This window comes from Amycolatopsis sp. NPDC039088, assembly GCF_055598845.1.
Genome location: NZ_JBVKAE010000017.1, coordinates 145,441 through 164,173, shown reverse-complemented (window position 1 = coordinate 164,173; position 18,733 = coordinate 145,441). Strand labels below are relative to the sequence as shown.

Here is an 18,733-nt window from a genome sequence, read left to right as displayed (position 1 = left end):
ACGCCCGCGACAACCCGGCAACCCGGTAAGTGCGTCGAGCGTCCTAAGCTGAACTAGGGAAAAACCGGCCGGAAACGGCCTTGACTGGCGAGGGGAGCAGGGTCCATGGGACTAGCGAGCGCGCTGCTCTCGTTCGCGCACGGCCTGTTCGGACCGGGCATCTGGCCTGGGGACTGGGTGTGGGCGACGAGCACCGCGGGAGCGCTGGTCGCGCTGCTGCCCGCACTGGGGGCGATGGTCGTCGCGATCATCCGCAAAGGCACCGGCAACCGCTACGACGTGGTGACCCTGTCCATTTTCGGCGGGATCGGCGTGGTCGCCGTCTTCCTGCTGCCATGGCTGCTGGCGACCGGTGTTTCGCAGACCTATCAGGAGGCGGCCTCGTCGAAGTCGGGCGGTGCGTCCGGCTTCTCCGGCAGCGACCTGTCGACGTTCAACACCGACTACAGCCCGCTGATCGGCAAGCAGAGCGAATATCTCGGCCGCGGCCAGAACGTCTACGAGGTCCTGTTCTATCCGAACGGGATGCAGCTGGGTTACGTCTTCTACCTGATCCTGCTGGTCGGATTGCCCGCGCTGGCGCTGCTGTTCGTGATGCTGCAGGCACGCACCGCGTTCCGTCGCGGCCCGAAGTGGCCTTCGCGGTTCTTCTGGATCCCGTTCGTGCTGATGGTGCTGGCGAGTGTCGGCATGGGCGCGAACACCGCCGTGCACTTCTGGCTCGGGTTCCTGCCGTTCAGCGTGCTGGGCCTGATCCCGGTCGCGCTGGTCGGCCCGCCTGCCTGGTCGGTGATCAACCGGCCGGATCCGCAGCCCCGGCCCCAGGTCGAGCCGTACCGCCCGGAGCCGCCCGCCCCGAAGCCGCAGCAGCAGTTGCCGCCCCCGCCGCCTGCCAAGCAGTACCCGGCGACGGCACTGGCGCAGGCGCCCGAGCCGCCGGCACTGGCCGCGGTGCCGGGTCCGGTCCCGGCACCGCCGGGGTCCCGTAACTCCGGCGGCAGCCGCTACAAGCGTGTCCGGCGACTCGGCCACGGTGGTTTCGGCACCGTCTGGGAAGCGATCGACACGCAGCTCAACCGCACTGTCGCGCTGAAGATCGCGCACGCGCCGGACCGTGACACCGAGGAGCGGATGCAGCGCGAGGCCCGTGCGCTGGCCGTCGTGAACCACCCCAACTGTGTCCGCGTGTACGACCTCGTCGAAGAGCCCGACGGGCTCGCGCTGGTGATGGAATACCTCGAAGGCAGGTCGCTGGCCGAAATCGTCGACTCGCAGGGCCCGCTCGACGACATCGCGGCCGGACGGCTCTGGTCGACCATGGCGGGCGCGCTCGCCGCGGCGCACGAGAAGGGTGTGCTGCACCGCGACCTCAAGCCGTCGAACATCATCCTCGACCGCAACGGCCTCGCCCATCTCATCGACTTCGGGATCGCCCGCAGCCAGGGCGACTCGAAGATGACCGCGACCGGGATGATGATCGGTACGCCGGACTTCGTCGCCCCCGAGCAGGCGATGGGTTCCCCGGCGAGCCCGGCGTCGGACGCCTGGCAGCTCGCGGCGACGGTCAGCTACGCGCTATCGGGCCAGCCGCCGCGCGGCACGCGCGAGACCCCGATGGCCGCGCTGATGGCCGCCGCCCGCGCCGAACCGGTGTCGAAGCTGCCGAACCGCAGCGCGCACGCCCGGATCCTCATCGCGTCGCTGGACCAGGAGCCTCGTCGCCGTCCGACACTCGCCGCCGTGCGGCGCGACGTCGAAGGCTGGCTGGCCAGGGCGGGCAAGTCGCCGGACGGCCCGGTGACGCAGATCGTCCCCCGTCGCCCGCAACAGCCTCAGTCCCAGCCCCCGCGGCAGCCGCAGCCCCAGCGCCACCCGCGCTGACCTGCGAAAAGAGAGCAAGGGACCTTTGCTAGCGTTAGTTAGTGCACTAACGAACGCTAGCAAAGGTCCCTTGCTCCCTCACTTGATGATGACCCAGGTCCCCCCGCGCCACCCCATGGTGAAGATCTTGGGGTCGCCGTCCATGATCGTCGCCTTAGGTGCGATCGCGTCGGGCGGGACGATCACCTGGTCGGGCCCCTGGCTCTTCACCTTCGATCGGTCGACCCGGGTGACTTTCAGATTCTTCAAATCCGCGGGCGTGAACATCTCGAACTGGATCGGGGTGAGGCTGCGGCACTCCTTCATCCCGCCGTCGAACGCCGGCGCGGTGATACGGCAAACGGTGTCGAGGTCCTTGTCGCCCAACGCGTGGTGATATTCCTCCATCACCGTCGCGGCCCCTTCCGGGGTGTGCGCCACCGCGCCGCCGGTGGCGGGTTTGGTGACCGTCCCGGCGCTCGCCGAAGGAACTGTCGCACTAGGACGTGTAGTCGACGTAGCCGCGCTTGAGCTGCTGCTCGGCGCCACCGAAGTGCTCGGAATGGCCGAAGGCTGCGGTGCCGCGGTGCCCGGTGTCTGCTCTTCGCAGCCCGCGATCAAGAACAGCGCCGCGGCCGCACAGGCCACTCCGAGCGGTCGGATCGTCATGGTGCCCCCTGTCGAACTGCTACTGACCAGGGGATAGTAACAACTATCGGCCAAGTGTCACACTTGAATCGAAAAATCAGCTGACACCGTTGATCAAAGCGAGTATCGACACGGACAGGATGAGTTGGGCGGATACGCAGGTCCGGCTCATCGCTTCCTTCTTCTTGCCGATGAAGTCGACCTGCACCACCTGGCCGTTGGTGAGCTGAACGCTCACGGCACAGGTCTCCTCGGTCTGCTCGTACCTGGCCTTCAACGTGCCGAACTTCCCGCTTCGCACGTCCGCGCCCGGTTTCGGCGGTACGGCTTCGAGACCGCCGGTGCCGGTCGTGTACATCCCGACGACCTTCGCGTAGGCGACTTCGTGGGTACAGGTCCGTCCGACCGGGCTTTCGCCATTCTGAGCGCCTTCACGGCCCCCGTTGACGCCCGCGTAATTCGCGTGGGTGAACTTGACGACCTCACACGGGTCGGCGTCCCGCAGCACCTCCGGCGGCGGCTCCTGAACAGTGCTCGGTGCCGGCTTGCCGCCCGCGAGCGGAACGAACTTCTTCAACACCACTTCGGCGACCTTCTTCGCCAGTTCACAGTGTTCGGCGCGCACTCCCGCTTCGTCGCTGTTGACGTCATAGGCGTCGACGGCGATCGAGGCGTAGGCGCGGACGTCCATGTTGACCGAGCAGAAGGTCGCCGGTTCCGGGTCGAAGGCATAGGTCCGGCCCTTGATCCCGGCGATCTCCACCGGTTCCATCACCGGGGCGTCCTGCGTGATCCAGCTGTACGGGTTGTAGGCGTGCACCTGCGCGCCCTTGTTGCCGGGGAACACGAACTGGCAGCCGCTGAGCGCTCCCTTGGTGCTGATCAGGCCGAGCGGCTGCAGGTCGGGTTTGATCGAATCCAGCCAATCGCACCCTTCCTCACCCTGTTTGGAAGGCAGGGCCAGCGGCTGATCGAGCACCTGATCGCTGAAACCCGATCCGTCGGCGGGCGGCTGGTACTTCGGATACTTCGATTCGCTCGCGCCCGGTGCCGAACCTGCGCGGAAGGCCTTGCCGTCGACGGCGCTGGAGCATCCGGTGAGCAGAAGAGCGATGGCCACGAAATACGGCCAACGAGACATGATGACCCCCAGTAGTCCTCAATTCGGACGGGAGTCTAAATCGCTTTCAGCGGCCTCGCTGGGTCTTGGGTCAACCGATGGTGGTCATTTCCAGGACGGAAGCCACAACTCGGCGTTCCAGTGCTCGTTCGTGATCGCGTTGCCGTTGAGGATCGGCCAGAGCCAGGCGAAATTGGCCACGACGAGACCCACGTAGAGCGCGACGACGAGCAGGCCGGTGCCCCGCCGTTCGAACCCGCGTTTCGCGCTGCCGAGGATCTGGCCGAGGATCAACGTCAACCCGAGCACCAGGAACGGCGCCAGCGGAGTCGCGTAGAAGTAGTACATCTGGCGGTCGAGGTTGGTGAACCAGGGCAGGAACCCGGCGAAGTAGCCGACGAGCACGGCGGCGTAGCGCCAATCCGCGCGGAAGACCGACCGCCACATGCTCCAGCCCAGCATCGGCAGCGCGAGCCACCACATCGCCGGCGTCCCGATCAGCATCGTCGCCCGCACGCAGGTCGACTCGCCACAGCCGGTCGCCTCGGTGCCGCCCTCGTACGCGTAGAGCATCGGCCGCAGTCCCATCGGCCAGGTCCACGGCTTCGATTCCCACGGATGCGGTTTGTCCTTGGGCGTGACCAGGTTCGCGTGGAAGTCGAGGACGTTCATCGAGTAGTCGCCGAGCGACCGCAGGGCAGGCGGCATCCAGGCCCAGAAGCCGGGGTCGATGTCCTTGATCGCCACGTAGTTGCGGTCGGTCGCGGTCTCGCTCGCGAACCAGGCCCAGTAGCAGGCGAGGTACACCAGGATCGGGATGACGACGATCGCCCATAGCGCGGGCAGCACGTCGCGGCGCAGCGTGCCGACCCACGGCCGCTGCACGCCCGCGGCGCGGCGCGCGGCGACGTCGAAGAAAACGGTGAGCAGCCCGAACGCCGCGATGTAGTACAGCGCCGACCACTTGACGCCGAAGGTCAGCCCGATCATCAGGCCGCCGGCGAACCGCCACCACCGGAAACCGAGCTTCGGCCCGAACCGCGACTCGTTGATCCAGCCTTCGCGGACGGCCGCGGCCAGCCGCTGCCGCACCTGGTCGCGGTCGCACAGCACGCAGGCGAACGCGGCGAGCACGAACACGGCGATGAAGATGTCGAGCATGCCCATCCGCGACTGCAGGTGCAGCACGCCGTCGCTGATGATCAGGATTCCGGCGACCGCGCCGAGCAAGGTCGAGCGGGTGAGCCGCCGGGCGATCCGGATGGTGAGGAAGACGATCAGCGTGCCCGCCAGCGCGGGCATGATCCGCCAGCCCCAGGCGTTGTAGCCGAACAGCCACTCGCCGATCGCGATGAGGTGCTTGGCCAGCGGCGGGTGCACGATGAGTTCGTAGCCGTAGTTGTCTTCGTAACCGCCGTTGCGCAGCATCTGCCACGCCTGCGGGACGTAGTGCTTCTCGTCGAAGACGGGGGTGCCCTTGTCCGTGGGCGTTCCCAGGTTCTGGATCCGGACGATGCCGCCGATGAGCGTCAGCACCAGCGTGACGATCCAGCCGCGGAGCCGATCGGTCGGCATGCCGCGGCCGAGGAGGGTGGCCTCCCGGTCGCTCGGTGGCCGGAGCGCGTCGACCGGATCAGGCCGCATGCTCTCGTCGTCACGGGTCAGCAGCGCGGTCACGGGGCATGATCCTACGGGCGGAAGAGTGAACTCGGTGTCCGGATCCGTGAACCGGTTAACCTTCGGGAATGACCGAAGGACGCCTCGTGCTGGCAGCCACCCCGCTCGGAGACGTCCGCGACGCTTCGCCACGCCTTTCCAAGGCCCTCGCGACGGCCGATGTGATCGCCGCGGAGGACACCCGGCGTCTGCGCACCCTCACCGCCGCTCTCGACGTTTCGCCGGTCGGCCGCGTGGTCAGCTTCTACGAGGACGTCGAGACCGCCCGCCTGCCGAAACTGCTCGAATCGCTCCGGTCGGGCGAAACGGTGGTGCTGGTGACCGACGCCGGGATGCCGAGCGTCTCGGATCCCGGGTTCCGCCTGGTCGCGGCGTGTGTCGAGGCGGAAGTGCCGGTGACCTGTCTCCCCGGCCCGTCCGCGGTGACCACGGCGCTCGCGCTGTCCGGCCTGCCGTGCGACCGCTTCTGTTTCGAAGGATTCGCCCCGCGCAAGCCCGGCGAACGCGCGAAGTGGCTCGGTTCGCTGAAGGACGAGCCCCGCACGGCCGTGTTCTTCGAGTCGCCGCACCGACTGGCGAGCACGCTCTCCGACGCCGCCGGGGTACTTGGTCCCGAGCGCCGCGCCGCAGTCTGCCGTGAACTGACCAAAACGTATGAAGAGGTCAAGCGAGGCACCCTGCCGGAACTGGCCGCCTGGGCCGCCGACGGGGTCAAGGGCGAGATCACCGTCGTTCTCGCGGGCGCGCCGCCGCGTTCGGTGAGCGTCGCGGATCTGGTTTCGGAAGTCTCGTCGCGGGTCGCGGCGGGCGAACGTCTCAAATCCGCCGCCGCCGAGGTCGCCGAAGCCACGGGAGTGTCGAAGAAGGAGCTTTACGACGCTGTCCTCGCGTCGCGGAAGTAAAGGATCAGGTCAACAAGGCCGCCGCGGCCGCATACGCCTTCGTGGCATCGGGCTCGGCTCCGGTGATGACGTCGGTGTAGATGAAGGACTCACTGATCCGCACGAGCAGGTAGGCCAGGTCCTCCACCGGCAGCGGCGGGGTGAGCCGCCCCGCCGCGGCCTCTTCGTCGAGGAACTCGTGCATCTTCGCGATCGCCCGGCTCTGCACCACGCTGGCCTTCGTCGTCAGGATCCGCAGTGCCCGCTCGGGCTCGTTGCGCAGGAACTCCCGGAACGGCTTCGAGTCGTTCACGGTGCGGACGAACGTGCCGATGAGCTCCGCGATCCCCTCCGCGCCGCGGCCGAGCTTGCCGGAAGCCCGCGCTTCGAAGACCTCCACGGTCATCGACCACAGGATCTCGCCGAGCAGCTGATCCCGGCCGCCGACCCAGCGGTGCAGGGTGGCCCGGCTGATGCCCAGCTCGCCCGCGAGGTCACCCATGTCGACGCGGCGGCCCTCCAGGAACCAGGTGCGCGCGATCGTGAACGCGCGCACGGCGTCCGGGCGCGGCGAAGTCAGCTGGCGTTCGAGTGCGGTTTCGATGAGTGAAACATATCACGCGATGTCTCAGGGATGAGACATATGCAAGAATGTCTCATCCCGACGAGGAGGATACGGATGCGTGCAGTACAGGTGACCGAATTCGGCGGACCCGAGGTGCTCAACCTCGTCGACCTGCCCGATCCCGTTCCCGGCCCAGGTCAGCTGGTCATCGAGGTCGACCGGATCGGCGTCAACTACGCCGATACGCACCAAGCCGAGAACTCCTATCTCGCGCCGAGCAAGCTCCCGCTCGTGCCCGGCGGCGAGGTCGTCGGCCGCACCGCCGACGGCAAGCGTGTCGTCGCGCTGCTCAACGGCGGTGGTGGCTACGCCGAGCGCGCGGTGGCGGACGAGGCCACCACTTTCGGCGTTCCCGACGGCGTCGACGACCTGACCGCGCTGTCCTTCATCGTCCAGGGCACCACCGCCGCGATCCTGCTGCGCAAGAACGCCCACCTCGAGGCCGGCGAATCCGTCGTCGTGCACGCGGCGGCGGGCGGTGTCGGCTCCATCGCCGTCCAGCTCGCGAAGGCATGGGGAGCGAGCCGCGTCATCGCGACGGCCAGCAGTGACGAGAAGCGCGCCCTCGCGCTCGATCTCGGCGCTGATGTCGCCATCGATTCGCGCGCCGAAAACATGACCGACGCGCTTCGCGAGGCGAACGGCGGCAAACGCGTCGACGTCGTTCTCGACATGACCGGTGGCGCTGTCACCGACCAGAGCATCGCGGCGCTCGCACCTTTCGGCCGCCTCGCGTTCTACGGAATGGCCAGCCGTCAGCAGCCGAAGCCGATCGAGGCCCGCAACCTCCTCGGGCACAGCACCACCGTGTCCGGGATGTGGCTTCCGCACGTCTTCAAACTTTCCGGGAACGTCTTCGGCCGCGCGCTCGACGACCTCTTCTCGCTGGCGCTCGCCGGTCAGATCCGCGCTGTCGCCGGCGGCGAGTACGCGCTGTCGGACGCGCGTGCCGCCCATGAGGCCCTGCGTTCGCGCGGTACCTCCGGCAAGCTCCTGCTGGACCCCAGCAAGTAGCTCAGCCGAGCAACCGCTCCAGCGGAGCGGACTTGTGCAGGCATTCCTGCCATTCCGCTTCGCTGTCGGAGTCGGCGGTGATCCCGCCGCCGACTCCCAACGCGATCGTGCCGTCGTGGATTTCGAAGGTTCTGATCGCGACGTTCAACTCCAGGCCGGCGATCGGTGACGCGAGCCCGATCGCGCCCGTGTAGACACCGCGCGCCGTGGGTTCCAGTTCGGCGATCAGATCCAGCGCCCGGATCTTCGGCGCGCCGGTCACCGAACCCGGCGGGAACGTGGCCGCGAGCAGATCCGCGTCGTCGACCCCGTCGGCGAGCGATCCCTCCACAGTGGACTCAAGATGCCAGACCCCCGGAGCGGGGCGGACCTTCAGCAGTTCCGGGACGCGAACACTGCCGGTGGCGCACACGCGGCCGAGGTCGTTGCGGACGAGGTCGGTGATCATCACGTTCTCGGCGACGTCCTTGGTGGATTCCCGCAGCAGCCGCGCGAAGTGCTCGTCGGCCGCGTCCCGCCGCGGGAGGGTCCCCTTGATCGGCGTCGACCGGACCCGCCGCCCATGCCTGGCAAGGAAAAGCTCAGGGGAGAACGAGACGATCGAGCCCCAGTCGCCGCCGAGGAACGCCGACCGCCGGGCTCGCAGGTGGCGCACACCTTCGGCGAACAACGCGATCGGATCACCCGTGAATTCGCCGGTGAAGCGAGCGCAGATGTTCGCCTGGAACAGCTCACCCGCCTCGATCGCGTGCACACACGCCTTGACCGCGTCGTAGTGCTCCGAGGGAAGCGGACGCGACAGCGGACCGGAATTCCAGGTTGTCGCTTCGAACCGCCCTGCCAGCGACGATTCCATCGCGGATACCTCGTCGAACGGGTCCGGATCGTCCTCGGGAAGCAGTGCCTCGAACCACCACGAACCGTGCTCGTCCAGGCGCAGCACCCGGTCGACCCAGCCCCAGGCGGACGGCGGAAGGCTGCCCGAACGCCCGGAAGGATCAGTCAGGTCATAACCCAGGTAACCGAACCAGCCGCCGCCGACAGCGCCGGGCACCGCGTCACGAACCAGGGGCAGCCGGGTGGGAATCGCGAACGCCTCGGCCACATCCCGGACAGGAGACAGGGAAACGCTCGGCGCGATGACCGCGCGTGAGGAGAACCAGTCTCCGCAAAGCGCCGCGGGCGGCGCGATTCCGAGCGCCTCGGCCCGTACGCCGAGAGCCGCCAGCGCCCGTTCGGGCGTGACGTCCGTCCGCAGCTTCCGGCACATCAACCGCACGCGACATTGTCGCTGTCCGAGCGGGCGAAAAGGCAACCCGCGTCAGTCGGAAAGTGACGTCCGCGACCACGAGTGCTGCCGCCGGTCACTGTTCGCGCACCCACGGTCACCCGCGGATCGCTACAGGAGGACGTCCCCGAGCGTGAAGGGATAGACGACGGCGTCTTGGGCGATCGGCCCGGTCACTCCTGGCAAACCGGTGCCGAAGCCGTGCTGATGCAGGCCCAGCCGGGAGTGGAACCATCCCGGCCGCCCCGGGATCTCGTTGTGCCTGACCAGCCACAACACCACTTCGCTGTCCGCCCACTTGTCCGGATGCAGACGGTTGGTCCAGCAGTCGAGCCCGGCGTACACGAGGACTCGCTCGACGCGTGCCGCATGCCTGACGTGTTTGATCCACGCCTTGATGAAGCGGTCGTCGACGCTGGGCGCCTCCACTTCGAGCGCCGGCGCGAGCGAACCGGGCGCGAAGGCACCGAGCGCGCTCGCCGTTCGCACGAAGTGTTCGGCCTGATCGTGGACGGCACCCGGACGCGCGTAGTGCCGTGCGCCGGTGTGGATACCGGCGTGCTGCGCGCCGGCCAGATTGCGTTCCGCGGCGGTGTCCCGCCAGTTGGTGTTCTCGCTGATGGTGACCGAGGCGAACCGGATGTCGGCGCCACGCACCGCCGCCCAGTCCGTCACCGTCTCCCGGTGGGACAGGGTGACGCCGTGCTCACCTCCCGGATCGATCAAAGTCACCTGCCTCGAATTTCGCCCCAGTACGCCGGAAAGGTCACCTTACGTCCGAGGAGCGGACATAAGGTGACCTTTCGCTACAGCGTGTCTCAGGCGTTTTCGCGTTGGAACGTTCGTGAGCCCCACCAGATGGCCAGCACCGCCATCACCAGCACCACGACGCCGCCGGTGAACAGTGCGTCCATCGAGAAGTCACCGCGGAAACTGTTCCGCTCGACATCCACCACATGCCGGAACGGATTGATGCGGGAAATCGTGTACAGCCAATCCGGCGCCGATCCCGCGGTGATCGGGATCAGGATTCCGGAAAGCAGCAGCAACGGCATGAGAACCGCGTTGAGCAAGGCAGGGAAAGCGTCCTCGCTCTTGAGGGTCAGCGCCAGCGCGTAGGAGCACGACGCCAGCGTGACCGACAGGAGGAAGACGATCACCAGGCTGAGCACGACACCGGCGAACGGCGCGTTCAGGTCGAAGACCAGATACGCCAGCGCGATGATGAGCAACGCCTGGACGACGGTCTGCAGCGCGTTGGCGAGCACTTTGCCCAGCAACAGCGCCACCCGGCTCACCGGGGTGACCCGCATCCGCTCGACCACGCCCGAGCGATATTCCGCGAGGAGGCCGAACCCGACGAACGAACTGCCGAACAGCGCGAGTTGCGCGATGATCGCCGGGGTGAAGATCATCCAGCCGTCCACATCGGACAGGCCTTGCGCGTTGAGCGCCTTCACCAGAAGCGGCCCGAAGAAGAACAAATAGAGCAGTGGCTGCATGATGCCGATGGCGAGCCACGTCGGGTTGCGCAACGCCGCGAGCATGTCCCGGCGGAAGATCAACCAAGTGTCATGCAACATTCGTGGCCTCCTCTGCCGGAGCGTCTTCGACCGGTGCGCCTTCCTCGGCATCACGCAGGCTTCGGCCCGTGAGGGTCAGGAAAACGTCGTCGAGCGTCGGCCGGTGTACCTGCATGGACGCCATCGTGATGTCACGCGCGTCCAGCGCGCGCAGCAACTCGGGCATCGCGGTGTCCCCGCGCGGCACCCGGAATCGCACCGTGCCGTCGGTGACGGTCATTTCGTGGGCTCCTTCGAGCCTGCCCGCGATCTCCGCGGTCTCCGCCGCCGATTCCGGTGAAACGCCGATGACGACGCTGTCGCCGGAGACCCTAGCCTTCAGTGAATCCGGCGAGCCTTCGGCGACGATCTTCCCGTCGTCGATGACGATCAGCCGGTCGGAGAGCGCGTCCGCCTCGTCGAGGTAGTGCGTGGTCAGGAAGACCGTGACGCCCTGCTCGTCGCGCAGCCTGCGGATGTGGTCCCACAGGTTCGCGCGGCTCTGCGGGTCGAGCCCCGTCGACGGCTCGTCGAGGAAGACGAGGCCGGGCGAATGGATCAGTCCGAGCGCGATGTCGAGGCGACGCCGCTGCCCGCCCGACAGGGTCGCGGTCGTCCGCTGGTCGAGCCCGGCCAGGTCCAGCTGTTCGGCGAGGACGGCTCCGCGCGCGAGCGCGTCCGCCTTGCTCATCCGGTACAGCCTGCCCTGGAACTCGATCTCCTCGACGACCTTGCTCGCCGGCGCGGTGCCGCCGCCCTGAGCGACGTAGCCGATTCGGCGGCGCACCCCCAGCGGGTCGGTGAGCAGGTCACAGCCACCGACGGTCGCTTCACCCGCCGTGGGCTTGAGCAGCGTGGTCAGCATGCGCAGGGTCGTGGTCTTGCCCGCGCCGTTCGGTCCGAGGAAGCCGACCAGCTCTCCGGCCGACACGTCGAGATCGACGCCCTTGACGGCGTGGACCTCACCCCCATTGCGGCCCTTGCGGCGGAACCGCCGCTCAAGGCCGCGTGCCTTGATCATGAGTACTCCTTTCCGGATCCGACTAATCAAACTTGACTAGTTGGCGGACGCACTGTGCCCTATGAATCGCTCCATAGTCAAACTTGATTACTTGGGCGGTGTGCCGAACACGGCTTCGTCGTCGCCTTCCCCCAGCATCACGTACTGGCCCGCCTCAAGACGGTCGATCAGGTCTTTCATCCAGGTCACGTTCGCCTCGGCATGGACGCTCCACAGGCGGTACAACTCGCTGACGTGTGGCGGCTTCCCCAGGTCGGTCGCGTGCTCACGGGCGTAGTGGGTCGACTTGGCGTGCGCTTCCATATTCGCCAGCTGCTGTTTCAACAGGGCCAGCACCTGCGCCCGCGGCAGACTCGGCATGAATACGACCGCCGCCGACAGCGAGTATCCGGTCGCGTCATCGCTCGACAACGCCCTGCCGAGTTGCACGATGAACTCGGTCTCGCCGTCATCGGTCAGCTTGTACGCGGTCCGGTCGGGCCCGCCACCCGCCTCGATGTCCTCGACCTGTTTCAGCAGGCCTTCGGCGGTCATCTTCTTCAGCGCGTGATAGATCGAACCCGGCTGGACATTGCCCCACTTGTCGGCCGCCCACGAGAGAAGCTCGCGCCGGACCTGGTAGCCGTGTGCCTTCCCGTACATGCGCACGACACCCAGCACCAGCAGACGCGTGGCGGACACCGAGGCCTCCGATCCTCTCCCGGACAACAATGCCTTGGACGACGTCCGTAGGCTAAACAAGCATGAGCACCCCAGTGTTGACTGCGGTGGCCTGGCCCTACGCCAACGGCCCCCGCCACATCGGCCACGTGTCCGGATTCGGCGTCCCGTCCGACGTCTTCTCCCGTTACCAGCGAATGGCCGGCAACCGGGTGCTCATGGTGTCCGGTACCGACGAACACGGCACCCCGATCACCGTCCAGGCAGACAAGGAAGGCCTGACCTCCCAGCAGACGGCGGACAAGTACACCCGTCAGATCGGCCAGGACCTGCAGGGGCTCGGCCTCACCTACGACCTGTTCACCCGCACCACCACCGGTAACCACGCCGAGGTCACGCAGCAGATCTTCCTTGCGCTGCACCGCAACGGCTACGTGGTCCCCAAGACCGCCCGCGGCGCGATCAGCCCCTCGACCGGCCGCACTCTGCCCGACCGGTACATCGAGGGCACGTGCCCGATCTGCGGTTACGACGGCGCGCGCGGTGACCAGTGCGACAACTGCGGCAACCAGCTCGATGCCGCCGAGCTGATCAACCCGAAGTCCCGGATCAACGGTGAAACGCCGAAGTTCGTCGAGACCGAGCACTACTTCCTCGACCTGACCGCGTTCGTCGACACCTTGGGCAAGTGGCTGTCCAGCAAGACCGACTGGCGCCCGAACGTCCTCAACTTCACCAAGAACCTGATCGACGACATGCGGCCGCGGCCGATCACCCGCGATCTCGACTGGGGCGTGAAGATCCCGCTGGAAGGCTGGCGTGACCAGCCGCTCAAGCGGTTCTACGTCTGGTTCGACGCGGTCATCGGCTACTTCTCGGCGAGCGTCGAGTGGGCGCGCCGATCCGGCAACCCGGACGCGTGGCAGGAGTGGTGGAGCAACCCGGAGGCCCGCTCCTACTACTTCATGGGCAAGGACAACATCACCTTCCACGCCCAGATCTGGCCGGCGCTGCTGTTCGGTCACAACGGCGAGGGCGACCGAGGCGGAGAGCCCGGAAAGTACGGCAAGCTGCACCTGCCGGACGAGATCGTGTCCAGCGAGTTCCTCACCATGAGCGGCTCGAAGTTCTCGACCTCGCGCGGCACGGTCATCTACGTCCACGACTTCCTGCGCGACTTCGGTCCGGACACCCTGCGCTACTTCATCTCGGTCGCGGGCCCCGAGACCCAGGACACCGACTTCACCTGGGACGAATTCGTCCGCCGGACCAACTTCGAGCTGGCCAACGAATGGGGCAACCTCGTCAACCGGTCCATCTCGATGGCGCACAAGAACGTCGGCGCCATTCCGCGTCCGGACGCGCCGATGGCCGCGGACGAGGAGCTCAAGGCACTCTCCCGCAAGGCGTTCGACACCGCCGGTGCCCACCTCCAGCGGTCCAGGTTCAAAGCGGCGGCCAGCGAGGCCATGCGTGTCGTCACCGCCGCGAACCGCTATCTCTCGGACCAGGAGCCCTGGAAGCTCAAGGACGACCCGGCTCGCCGCGACAGCGTCCTGCACACCGCTCTGCAGGTCGTTTCGGACGCCAACACACTGCTGACCCCCTTCCTGCCCCACTCGGCTCAGAAGGTGCACGAGGCACTCGGTGGTTCCGGTGTCTGGGCGGCCCAGCCCGAACTGCAGGACGTCGAGGACCTCGACATCCCCGGCCGGATCAACCCCATCCTGACCGGGGATTACAAGGCCGAGCAGGCACGCTGGAAGTCCGTGCCGATCGAGGTCGGCAAGCCGCTCGAAAAGCCGACCCCGTTGTTCGCCAAGCTGGACCCGGAACTGGGCGAGACCGGTCCCGAATGGGCACCGATCTCGAAGTGATCAGCTGATGGGCGCAGAGAAGAAGGAGCTGCCACCGATCCCGGACAGGCTGCCGGTTTCGGTGGTGGACGCGCACACCCATCTCGACGCGTGCGGCGCGGTCACCGCGGCGGATGTCACCGCCATGGTCGATCGCGCCGAACGCGCCGGTGTCTCGCGGGTGATCACCGTCGCGGACGATCTCACGGCCGCTCGTTGGGCCGCGCAGGCGTCCACTTGGGACTCTCGGGTTTGGGCAGCCGTCGCTATCCATCCCACGCGCACCAAGGATTTCGGCGAGGCCGAGAAATCCGAAGTGGAGAGTCTCGCGAAGGAGTCCAGAGTGGTCGCGGTCGGTGAGACCGGCCTCGACTACTACTGGGACTACTCGCCCCACGATGCGCAGCAGGACGCCTTCCGATGGCACATCGACCTCGCGAAGCGGATCGGCAAGCCGCTGATGATCCACGATCGAGACGCTCACGACGACGTCCTCCGGATCCTCGAGGAAGAGGGGGCGCCCGAGCAGGTCGTCTTCCACTGCTTCTCAGGGGACGAACACGTCGCTCGCCGCTGCATCGACGCGGGATACGTGCTCTCGTTCGCCGGCACGGTCAGCTTCCGCAACGCCCGCGGGCTCCACGAAGCGGCACGGATCGTTCCGGCGGGCCAGTACCTCGTCGAGACTGACGCGCCGTTTCTGACGCCCCATCCGTTCCGTGGGCGACCGAACGAGCCCTACTGCGCCGCCTACACCGTTCGACACCTCGCCTCGTTCAGAGGCGAAGCCGTGCACGAGGTGGCCGAATCGGTGCGAGTTACCGCTGAACGGGTCTTCCGTTTGCCGACAGTCACCCCCAGTTGAACGGATTGCGACATTAGTGATCACCGATGGGCCACTCTGATGAGTGACCAACGTCACGACACTCCGGGGGGTGTTTGCGCAACCCGGCGAGGTTCGTTACTGTCCCGTGATCGTGCCGGTCGGTGCCCGCTCATGCGGTCTCCGGCTGTTACGCCCACAGTCACGTCAGTGCACGTCGGGGAAGCGGGACCAGGAGAGGTACGGCCTGGAACCGTGACGATGGCGCTGGCTGCGGGTGTCGGACTTCTATGAGGTGTGCCGAAGCGCGCATCGAGACGAAGGACGTTGTGGAGCGGTTGTCGAGCTCCTTGACGTCTTGGGAAAGGGAACGACCCAGTGACTGGTAGCAGTAGGCAGGATGCCTCGCGCCTCGGCGCAGAGACGAACACCTTCGCTTCCGCCGGTTCGGTTGCCGTGCTCGACCGCGATACCCACTACGGCGAGCTGGACTACTCCGACGATCCGCGCATCACGCACCAGGACGTCCTGGCCGCGCTCGGCCCCGACGCCGATGCCCTGATGGCCGAGATCGACGTCGATGTCGACGAGCTGATCCGCCTTATCAGCGCCGAGACCACCATGCTCCCGCCGATCGTCATTCCGGACGAGCTGGCCGAGGACCGCACCGCGGGCGCGCCGTTGAAGGCCGCGACCAAGGACGAGATCATTTCGAACTCGACCCGCGTGTGGAAGAAGCGTTTCCTCAAGGGAACCGTCATGGCGGTGCTGCTCACCCTCGGCGGTGGCGGCGCGGCCGCGATGGCGATGAACAAGAGCGTCACGCTCGACATCGACGGCCAGCAGCGCACCGTGCACAGCTTCGGCGACACGGTCGGCGAGGTCCTCGAAGACGCCGGCCTTTCGGTCGGCGCGCACGACTCGCTCTCGCCCTCGCCTCAGGCCGAGGTCGGCGACGGCGGCGTCATCAAGCTGGAGCGCGGCCGCAAGCTGAACCTGGTCGTCGACGGCGTAGCGCAGGAATCCTGGGTCCGCGCGACCAACCTCGGCGAGGCCCTGAACCAGCTCGGCCGTGCCGATCTCGCGAAGTCCGGTACCTGGACCTCGATGCCGCAGAACGGCGAACTCCCGCTCGAGGGCGCCACTGTCGAGGTCAAGACCCTCAAGAACGTCACCCTCTACGACGGTGCGAACGAACCGCGCAAGGTCCAGACCAACTCGGTCACCACCAAGGAATTCCTCGGTGAGCTGCGGATGACCCTCGGCCCGGACGACGAGGCCGTCGGCGGTCTCGACGTCAAGCTGGTCGACGGCGCCGAGGTCCACGTCAGCCGGACCGGCGTCACCATGGTCAAGCAGAACGAGGAAATCGCACCGCCCGAGCAGAAGGTCGACGACCCGGAGCTCGAAAAGGGCAAGACCAAGGTCGAAGACCCGGGTACTCCTGGCCAGAAGACCGTGACCTACAAGGTCACCCAGCGCAACGGCAAAGAGGTCGGCCGCGAGAAGGTCTCCGAAGAGGTCATCACCGAGGCCAAGCCCAAGATCATCAAGGTCGGTTCGAAGAAGCCCGCGGATCCGGTCATCGGTGACGCCGGCGCCTGGGACCGCATCGCGCAGTGCGAGTCGACCGGGAACTGGGCCGCGAACACCGGTAACGGCTACTACGGTGGCCTGCAGTTCAACAAGAGCACCTGGGATGCCTACGGCGGCTCGCAGTACGCCGCGTACCCCCACCAGGCCAGCAAGGCCCAGCAGATCGCTGTCGCTGAGAAGGTCCGCGACGACCGTGGTGGTTACAGCGCTTGGCCGCACTGCGGCAAGAAAGCCTGACGCCAGATCATTCTCCTTTCCTGAAGGCCATCGTGTGGGCTCCTCCCGCAGGGTGGCCTTCAGGCCGTTTTTCGCCGCTGAGAGTGCGTAGCGTCTTCGTCGGAGATCTGAACGACCGATCGGTCGAGCGCCGTCGATGGGGTTTCGGCGCCGGTTCTTGACCTCGACAGCCGGAACCACCAACGCGACGGTCGGATGTGGGCCACATCGCGAGCCTTGTCCGACCGCACGCTGTCGCCGCCGCTGTGTCGGCTTTGGCGGCTCTGTTCCCGTGGCTGGGCGGTACCGGGGTCGTTCGCCGGTTTCTCGACCGGCTCCGCGGGTTCAGGCTGCTCTGCGACCGGCTCTGATGCCTGCCGGGGCATAGGGACGTCCGGGCTGCTCTCCGCAAGATCGACGATCTCCGCGAAAGCGTCGCCGCGTCTTTCGGCCGGCGTGCGGCTGTCGGCTTTCCCGTCGGGGGCCGGTTGTGCCAACGGAACGAGAAGCGCGTTCAGGCGGGCGCCTGTCTCAGGGTCGAGATCGCCGCGCATATCCCAACGACCGGTGCGTTTCTGACGCAACCAGAACTCGCTTCGCGGAGTTCTCGGGTTTGGGTCGTCGGTGCCGTTGCCGTCCGGGTCTAGACGCGCGAGCAGATCCGTTCCGGCAATCGTGACGTCACGCGGCCTTGCGACGCTGGCAAGATCGACCAGCACTTTCTCCGCGTCGAGCCGTGCGCTTGCGGCGACGTGCTCTGGCAGCCTCCTCATGACCGTGACGATCCGGTCGATGCCGGCCTCGGCCAGTACGCCGGTGGCGGCTGCGGCTCCGGTCATAGGCGCGACGGGTGGAGTCGTGGTCCCGTCGCGCGTACGTCTCGAGTTGAGGGCCAGCGCTCGACCGGTCACCTTTCTCGCCTCGGCTCGGGAGACCCGGGCAACGTGCTCGTAGAAGACGGCGATCGAGTTGTACCCGTAGAGGTCTCGGACCCCGCGGGATTCGATCTCGGCCAGGATCTGGCCGACTTCGGCGAAAAGGCGTCGCCCTTCGCGCAGTCGTGTCTGCAACTCGTGGAGAAGCAGCTCGGGGTCACCTTCCGGCAGGTTCAGCGGGAAGGTCTTGGGGGTGTTTGTACTGGTCATCCCTCGATTGTCGAGCCAGAGTCGAACTAGTGCACGGTATCGATCGGGTGAATGATCATTACGCTCTGGCAGCTCGAACTTGCGCGCATCACTCCGTCGTAGGACTAGGTCGCGTCGGAGACGTCGGAAGGATGATGCGGTCGAGTTCCGGGGAAGCGGTGCCCGGCGCCATTCATGTGCTCCCACTCCTCGCGGAGGACTCCGTAGACAACGGCATCGTGCACGCCGCCAGACCAGCGCCGAGCGCGCCGGAACCGGCCTTCCTCGACGAACCCCAGCCGTCGTCCGACGGCGATCATTCCCGGGTTGCCCGAGAACGTGGCGAAGTCCAGGCGGAGTGCGTCGGTGCGGGAGAACAGGTAAGTCGTCCACAGGCGCAGTGCCTCGGAGCCGAACCCGCCGTTCCAATAGCGCTCGTCGTAGATGACCAGCCCCAGCCGTCGCCAGTCGGTTTCCCTGCTCTCCCAGTACCAACTGACCTGACCGATCAACCGGCCGTCGCTCAGGTCGGTCACCGCGAGGCTGCTGCGAGGATCGGGTAGCTCCGACTTGGCCGCGGTGAGCTTGAGTGCCGTGGATTCGGTATCCGCGGCTGTCGGAAGACCGAAGTACGGGCCATTCGTCTTATGCCATGGCCGCGCGGGATCGAGTAGGTCGCGGAGCGATCGGATATCCGACGGCCGCCAGTCACGCAGCCGGACTTTCTCACCTTCGAGTGCGACGTTGTCCACCGGCCAATCG

At 66.9% G+C, this 18,733-nt stretch carries 17 protein-coding genes; 6 read left to right on the top strand and 11 right to left on the bottom strand.

What is annotated here, in order from left to right; translation table 11 throughout:
- The first annotated feature begins 105 nt into the window (after nt 1–105).
- Entirely contained in the window at nt 106–1,881 is a 1,776-nt protein-coding gene (locus tag ACZ7KI_RS22745; protein ID WP_470275099.1) for a serine/threonine-protein kinase, read from the top strand.
- A gap of 78 nt (nt 1,882–1,959) precedes the next feature.
- Here the strand turns inward: ACZ7KI_RS22745 and ACZ7KI_RS22740 are convergent, their stop codons facing one another.
- The 3 genes from ACZ7KI_RS22740 to ACZ7KI_RS22730 all read right to left on the bottom strand — a co-directional run bounded on the left by ACZ7KI_RS22740 (nt 1,960) and on the right by ACZ7KI_RS22730 (nt 5,305).
- Nucleotides 1,960–2,529, bottom strand: coding sequence for a hypothetical protein (locus ACZ7KI_RS22740; protein ID WP_470275098.1), 570 nt, complete (start codon nt 2,527–2,529; stop codon nt 1,960–1,962).
- 76 nt (nt 2,530–2,605) lie between these two features.
- Nucleotides 2,606–3,649, bottom strand: coding sequence for a DUF3558 domain-containing protein (locus ACZ7KI_RS22735; RefSeq protein ID WP_470275097.1), 1,044 nt, complete (start codon nt 3,647–3,649; stop codon nt 2,606–2,608).
- Between the two features lie 84 nt (nt 3,650–3,733).
- Nucleotides 3,734–5,305, bottom strand: a complete 1,572-nt coding sequence (locus ACZ7KI_RS22730) for a dolichyl-phosphate-mannose--protein mannosyltransferase (protein WP_470275096.1) — start codon at nt 5,303–5,305, stop codon at nt 3,734–3,736.
- Nucleotides 5,306–5,373: 68 nt separating this feature from the next.
- Between ACZ7KI_RS22730 and rsmI the strand changes: the two genes are divergently transcribed.
- Nucleotides 5,374–6,207 (top strand): 16S rRNA (cytidine(1402)-2'-O)-methyltransferase, encoded by an 834-nt coding sequence (gene rsmI, locus ACZ7KI_RS22725; RefSeq protein ID WP_470275095.1) that lies wholly within the window; start codon nt 5,374–5,376, stop codon nt 6,205–6,207.
- 4 nt (nt 6,208–6,211) lie between these two features.
- Here the strand turns inward: rsmI and ACZ7KI_RS22720 are convergent, their stop codons facing one another.
- A complete protein-coding gene (locus ACZ7KI_RS22720; protein ID WP_470275094.1) occupies nt 6,212–6,742 on the bottom strand; it encodes a QsdR family transcriptional regulator in 531 nt (176 codons plus the stop codon).
- 123 nt (nt 6,743–6,865) lie between these two features.
- On the opposite strand from ACZ7KI_RS22720, the gene ACZ7KI_RS22715 reads away from it, so the two are divergent.
- Nucleotides 6,866–7,825, top strand: coding sequence for a quinone oxidoreductase family protein (locus ACZ7KI_RS22715; RefSeq protein ID WP_470275093.1), 960 nt, complete (start codon nt 6,866–6,868; stop codon nt 7,823–7,825).
- Nucleotide 7,826: 1 nt separating this feature from the next.
- Here the strand turns inward: ACZ7KI_RS22715 and ACZ7KI_RS22710 are convergent, their stop codons facing one another.
- The 5 genes from ACZ7KI_RS22710 to ACZ7KI_RS22690 form a co-directional block, all read right to left on the bottom strand.
- A complete protein-coding gene (locus tag ACZ7KI_RS22710) occupies nt 7,827–9,104 on the bottom strand; it encodes an aminodeoxychorismate synthase component I (RefSeq protein WP_470275092.1) in 1,278 nt (425 codons plus the stop codon).
- 120 nt (nt 9,105–9,224) lie between these two features.
- On the bottom strand, nt 9,225–9,845 hold the full coding sequence (locus tag ACZ7KI_RS22705) for a glycoside hydrolase family 25 protein (protein WP_470275091.1): 621 nt from the start codon (nt 9,843–9,845) through the stop codon (nt 9,225–9,227).
- Nucleotides 9,846–9,931: 86 nt separating this feature from the next.
- The gene (locus tag ACZ7KI_RS22700; protein ID WP_470275090.1) at nt 9,932–10,696 is read right to left on the bottom strand and encodes an ABC transporter permease; all 765 of its coding nucleotides are present in this window, start codon (nt 10,694–10,696) and stop codon (nt 9,932–9,934) included.
- Entirely contained in the window at nt 10,686–11,696 is a 1,011-nt protein-coding gene (locus ACZ7KI_RS22695) for an ATP-binding cassette domain-containing protein (protein ID WP_470275089.1), read from the bottom strand. Before ACZ7KI_RS22695 ends, ACZ7KI_RS22700 begins: the two co-directional genes overlap by 11 nt.
- A gap of 87 nt (nt 11,697–11,783) precedes the next feature.
- Nucleotides 11,784–12,377, bottom strand: a complete 594-nt coding sequence (locus ACZ7KI_RS22690) for a PadR family transcriptional regulator (RefSeq protein ID WP_470275088.1) — start codon at nt 12,375–12,377, stop codon at nt 11,784–11,786.
- Between the two features lie 62 nt (nt 12,378–12,439).
- Here ACZ7KI_RS22690 and metG point away from each other — a divergent pair, with 62 nt between their 5' ends.
- From metG to ACZ7KI_RS22675, 3 genes are all read left to right on the top strand, one after another.
- Nucleotides 12,440–14,233, top strand: a complete 1,794-nt coding sequence (gene metG, locus ACZ7KI_RS22685; RefSeq protein ID WP_465502668.1) for a methionine--tRNA ligase — start codon at nt 12,440–12,442, stop codon at nt 14,231–14,233.
- Nucleotides 14,234–14,240: 7 nt separating this feature from the next.
- Nucleotides 14,241–15,077, top strand: a complete 837-nt coding sequence (locus ACZ7KI_RS22680; protein WP_470275087.1) for a TatD family hydrolase — start codon at nt 14,241–14,243, stop codon at nt 15,075–15,077.
- Between the two features lie 414 nt (nt 15,078–15,491).
- The gene (locus ACZ7KI_RS22675; RefSeq protein ID WP_470275133.1) at nt 15,492–16,868 is read left to right on the top strand and encodes a transglycosylase family protein; all 1,377 of its coding nucleotides are present in this window, start codon (nt 15,492–15,494) and stop codon (nt 16,866–16,868) included.
- A gap of 59 nt (nt 16,869–16,927) precedes the next feature.
- Here the strand turns inward: ACZ7KI_RS22675 and ACZ7KI_RS22670 are convergent, their stop codons facing one another.
- Together ACZ7KI_RS22670 and ACZ7KI_RS22665 are read right to left on the bottom strand one after the other, a co-directional pair.
- Nucleotides 16,928–17,992: a DUF222 domain-containing protein gene (locus ACZ7KI_RS22670; protein ID WP_470275086.1), complete on the bottom strand. Its 1,065-nt coding sequence runs from the start codon at nt 17,990–17,992 to the stop codon at nt 16,928–16,930.
- Between the two features lie 104 nt (nt 17,993–18,096).
- Nucleotides 18,097–18,723, bottom strand: a complete 627-nt coding sequence (locus tag ACZ7KI_RS22665) for a GNAT family N-acetyltransferase (protein ID WP_470275085.1) — start codon at nt 18,721–18,723, stop codon at nt 18,097–18,099.
- Between the last annotated feature and the right edge of the window lie 10 nt (nt 18,724–18,733).

Coding starts and splice junctions, on each gene's coding strand:
- ACZ7KI_RS22680 (WP_470275087.1), top strand. CDS start 14,241: ATGGGCGCAGAGAAGAAGGAGCTGCCACCGATCCCGGACAGGCTGCCG.
- metG (WP_465502668.1), top strand. CDS start 12,440: ATGAGCACCCCAGTGTTGACTGCGGTGGCCTGGCCCTACGCCAACGGC.
- ACZ7KI_RS22670 (WP_470275086.1), bottom strand. CDS start 17,992: ATGACCAGTACAAACACCCCCAAGACCTTCCCGCTGAACCTGCCGGAA.
- ACZ7KI_RS22700 (WP_470275090.1), bottom strand. CDS start 10,696: ATGTTGCATGACACTTGGTTGATCTTCCGCCGGGACATGCTCGCGGCG.
- ACZ7KI_RS22740 (WP_470275098.1), bottom strand. CDS start 2,529: ATGACGATCCGACCGCTCGGAGTGGCCTGTGCGGCCGCGGCGCTGTTC.
- rsmI (WP_470275095.1), top strand. CDS start 5,374: ATGACCGAAGGACGCCTCGTGCTGGCAGCCACCCCGCTCGGAGACGTC.
- ACZ7KI_RS22745 (WP_470275099.1), top strand. CDS start 106: ATGGGACTAGCGAGCGCGCTGCTCTCGTTCGCGCACGGCCTGTTCGGA.
- ACZ7KI_RS22715 (WP_470275093.1), top strand. CDS start 6,866: ATGCGTGCAGTACAGGTGACCGAATTCGGCGGACCCGAGGTGCTCAAC.
- ACZ7KI_RS22695 (WP_470275089.1), bottom strand. CDS start 11,696: ATGATCAAGGCACGCGGCCTTGAGCGGCGGTTCCGCCGCAAGGGCCGC.
- ACZ7KI_RS22735 (WP_470275097.1), bottom strand. CDS start 3,649: ATGTCTCGTTGGCCGTATTTCGTGGCCATCGCTCTTCTGCTCACCGGA.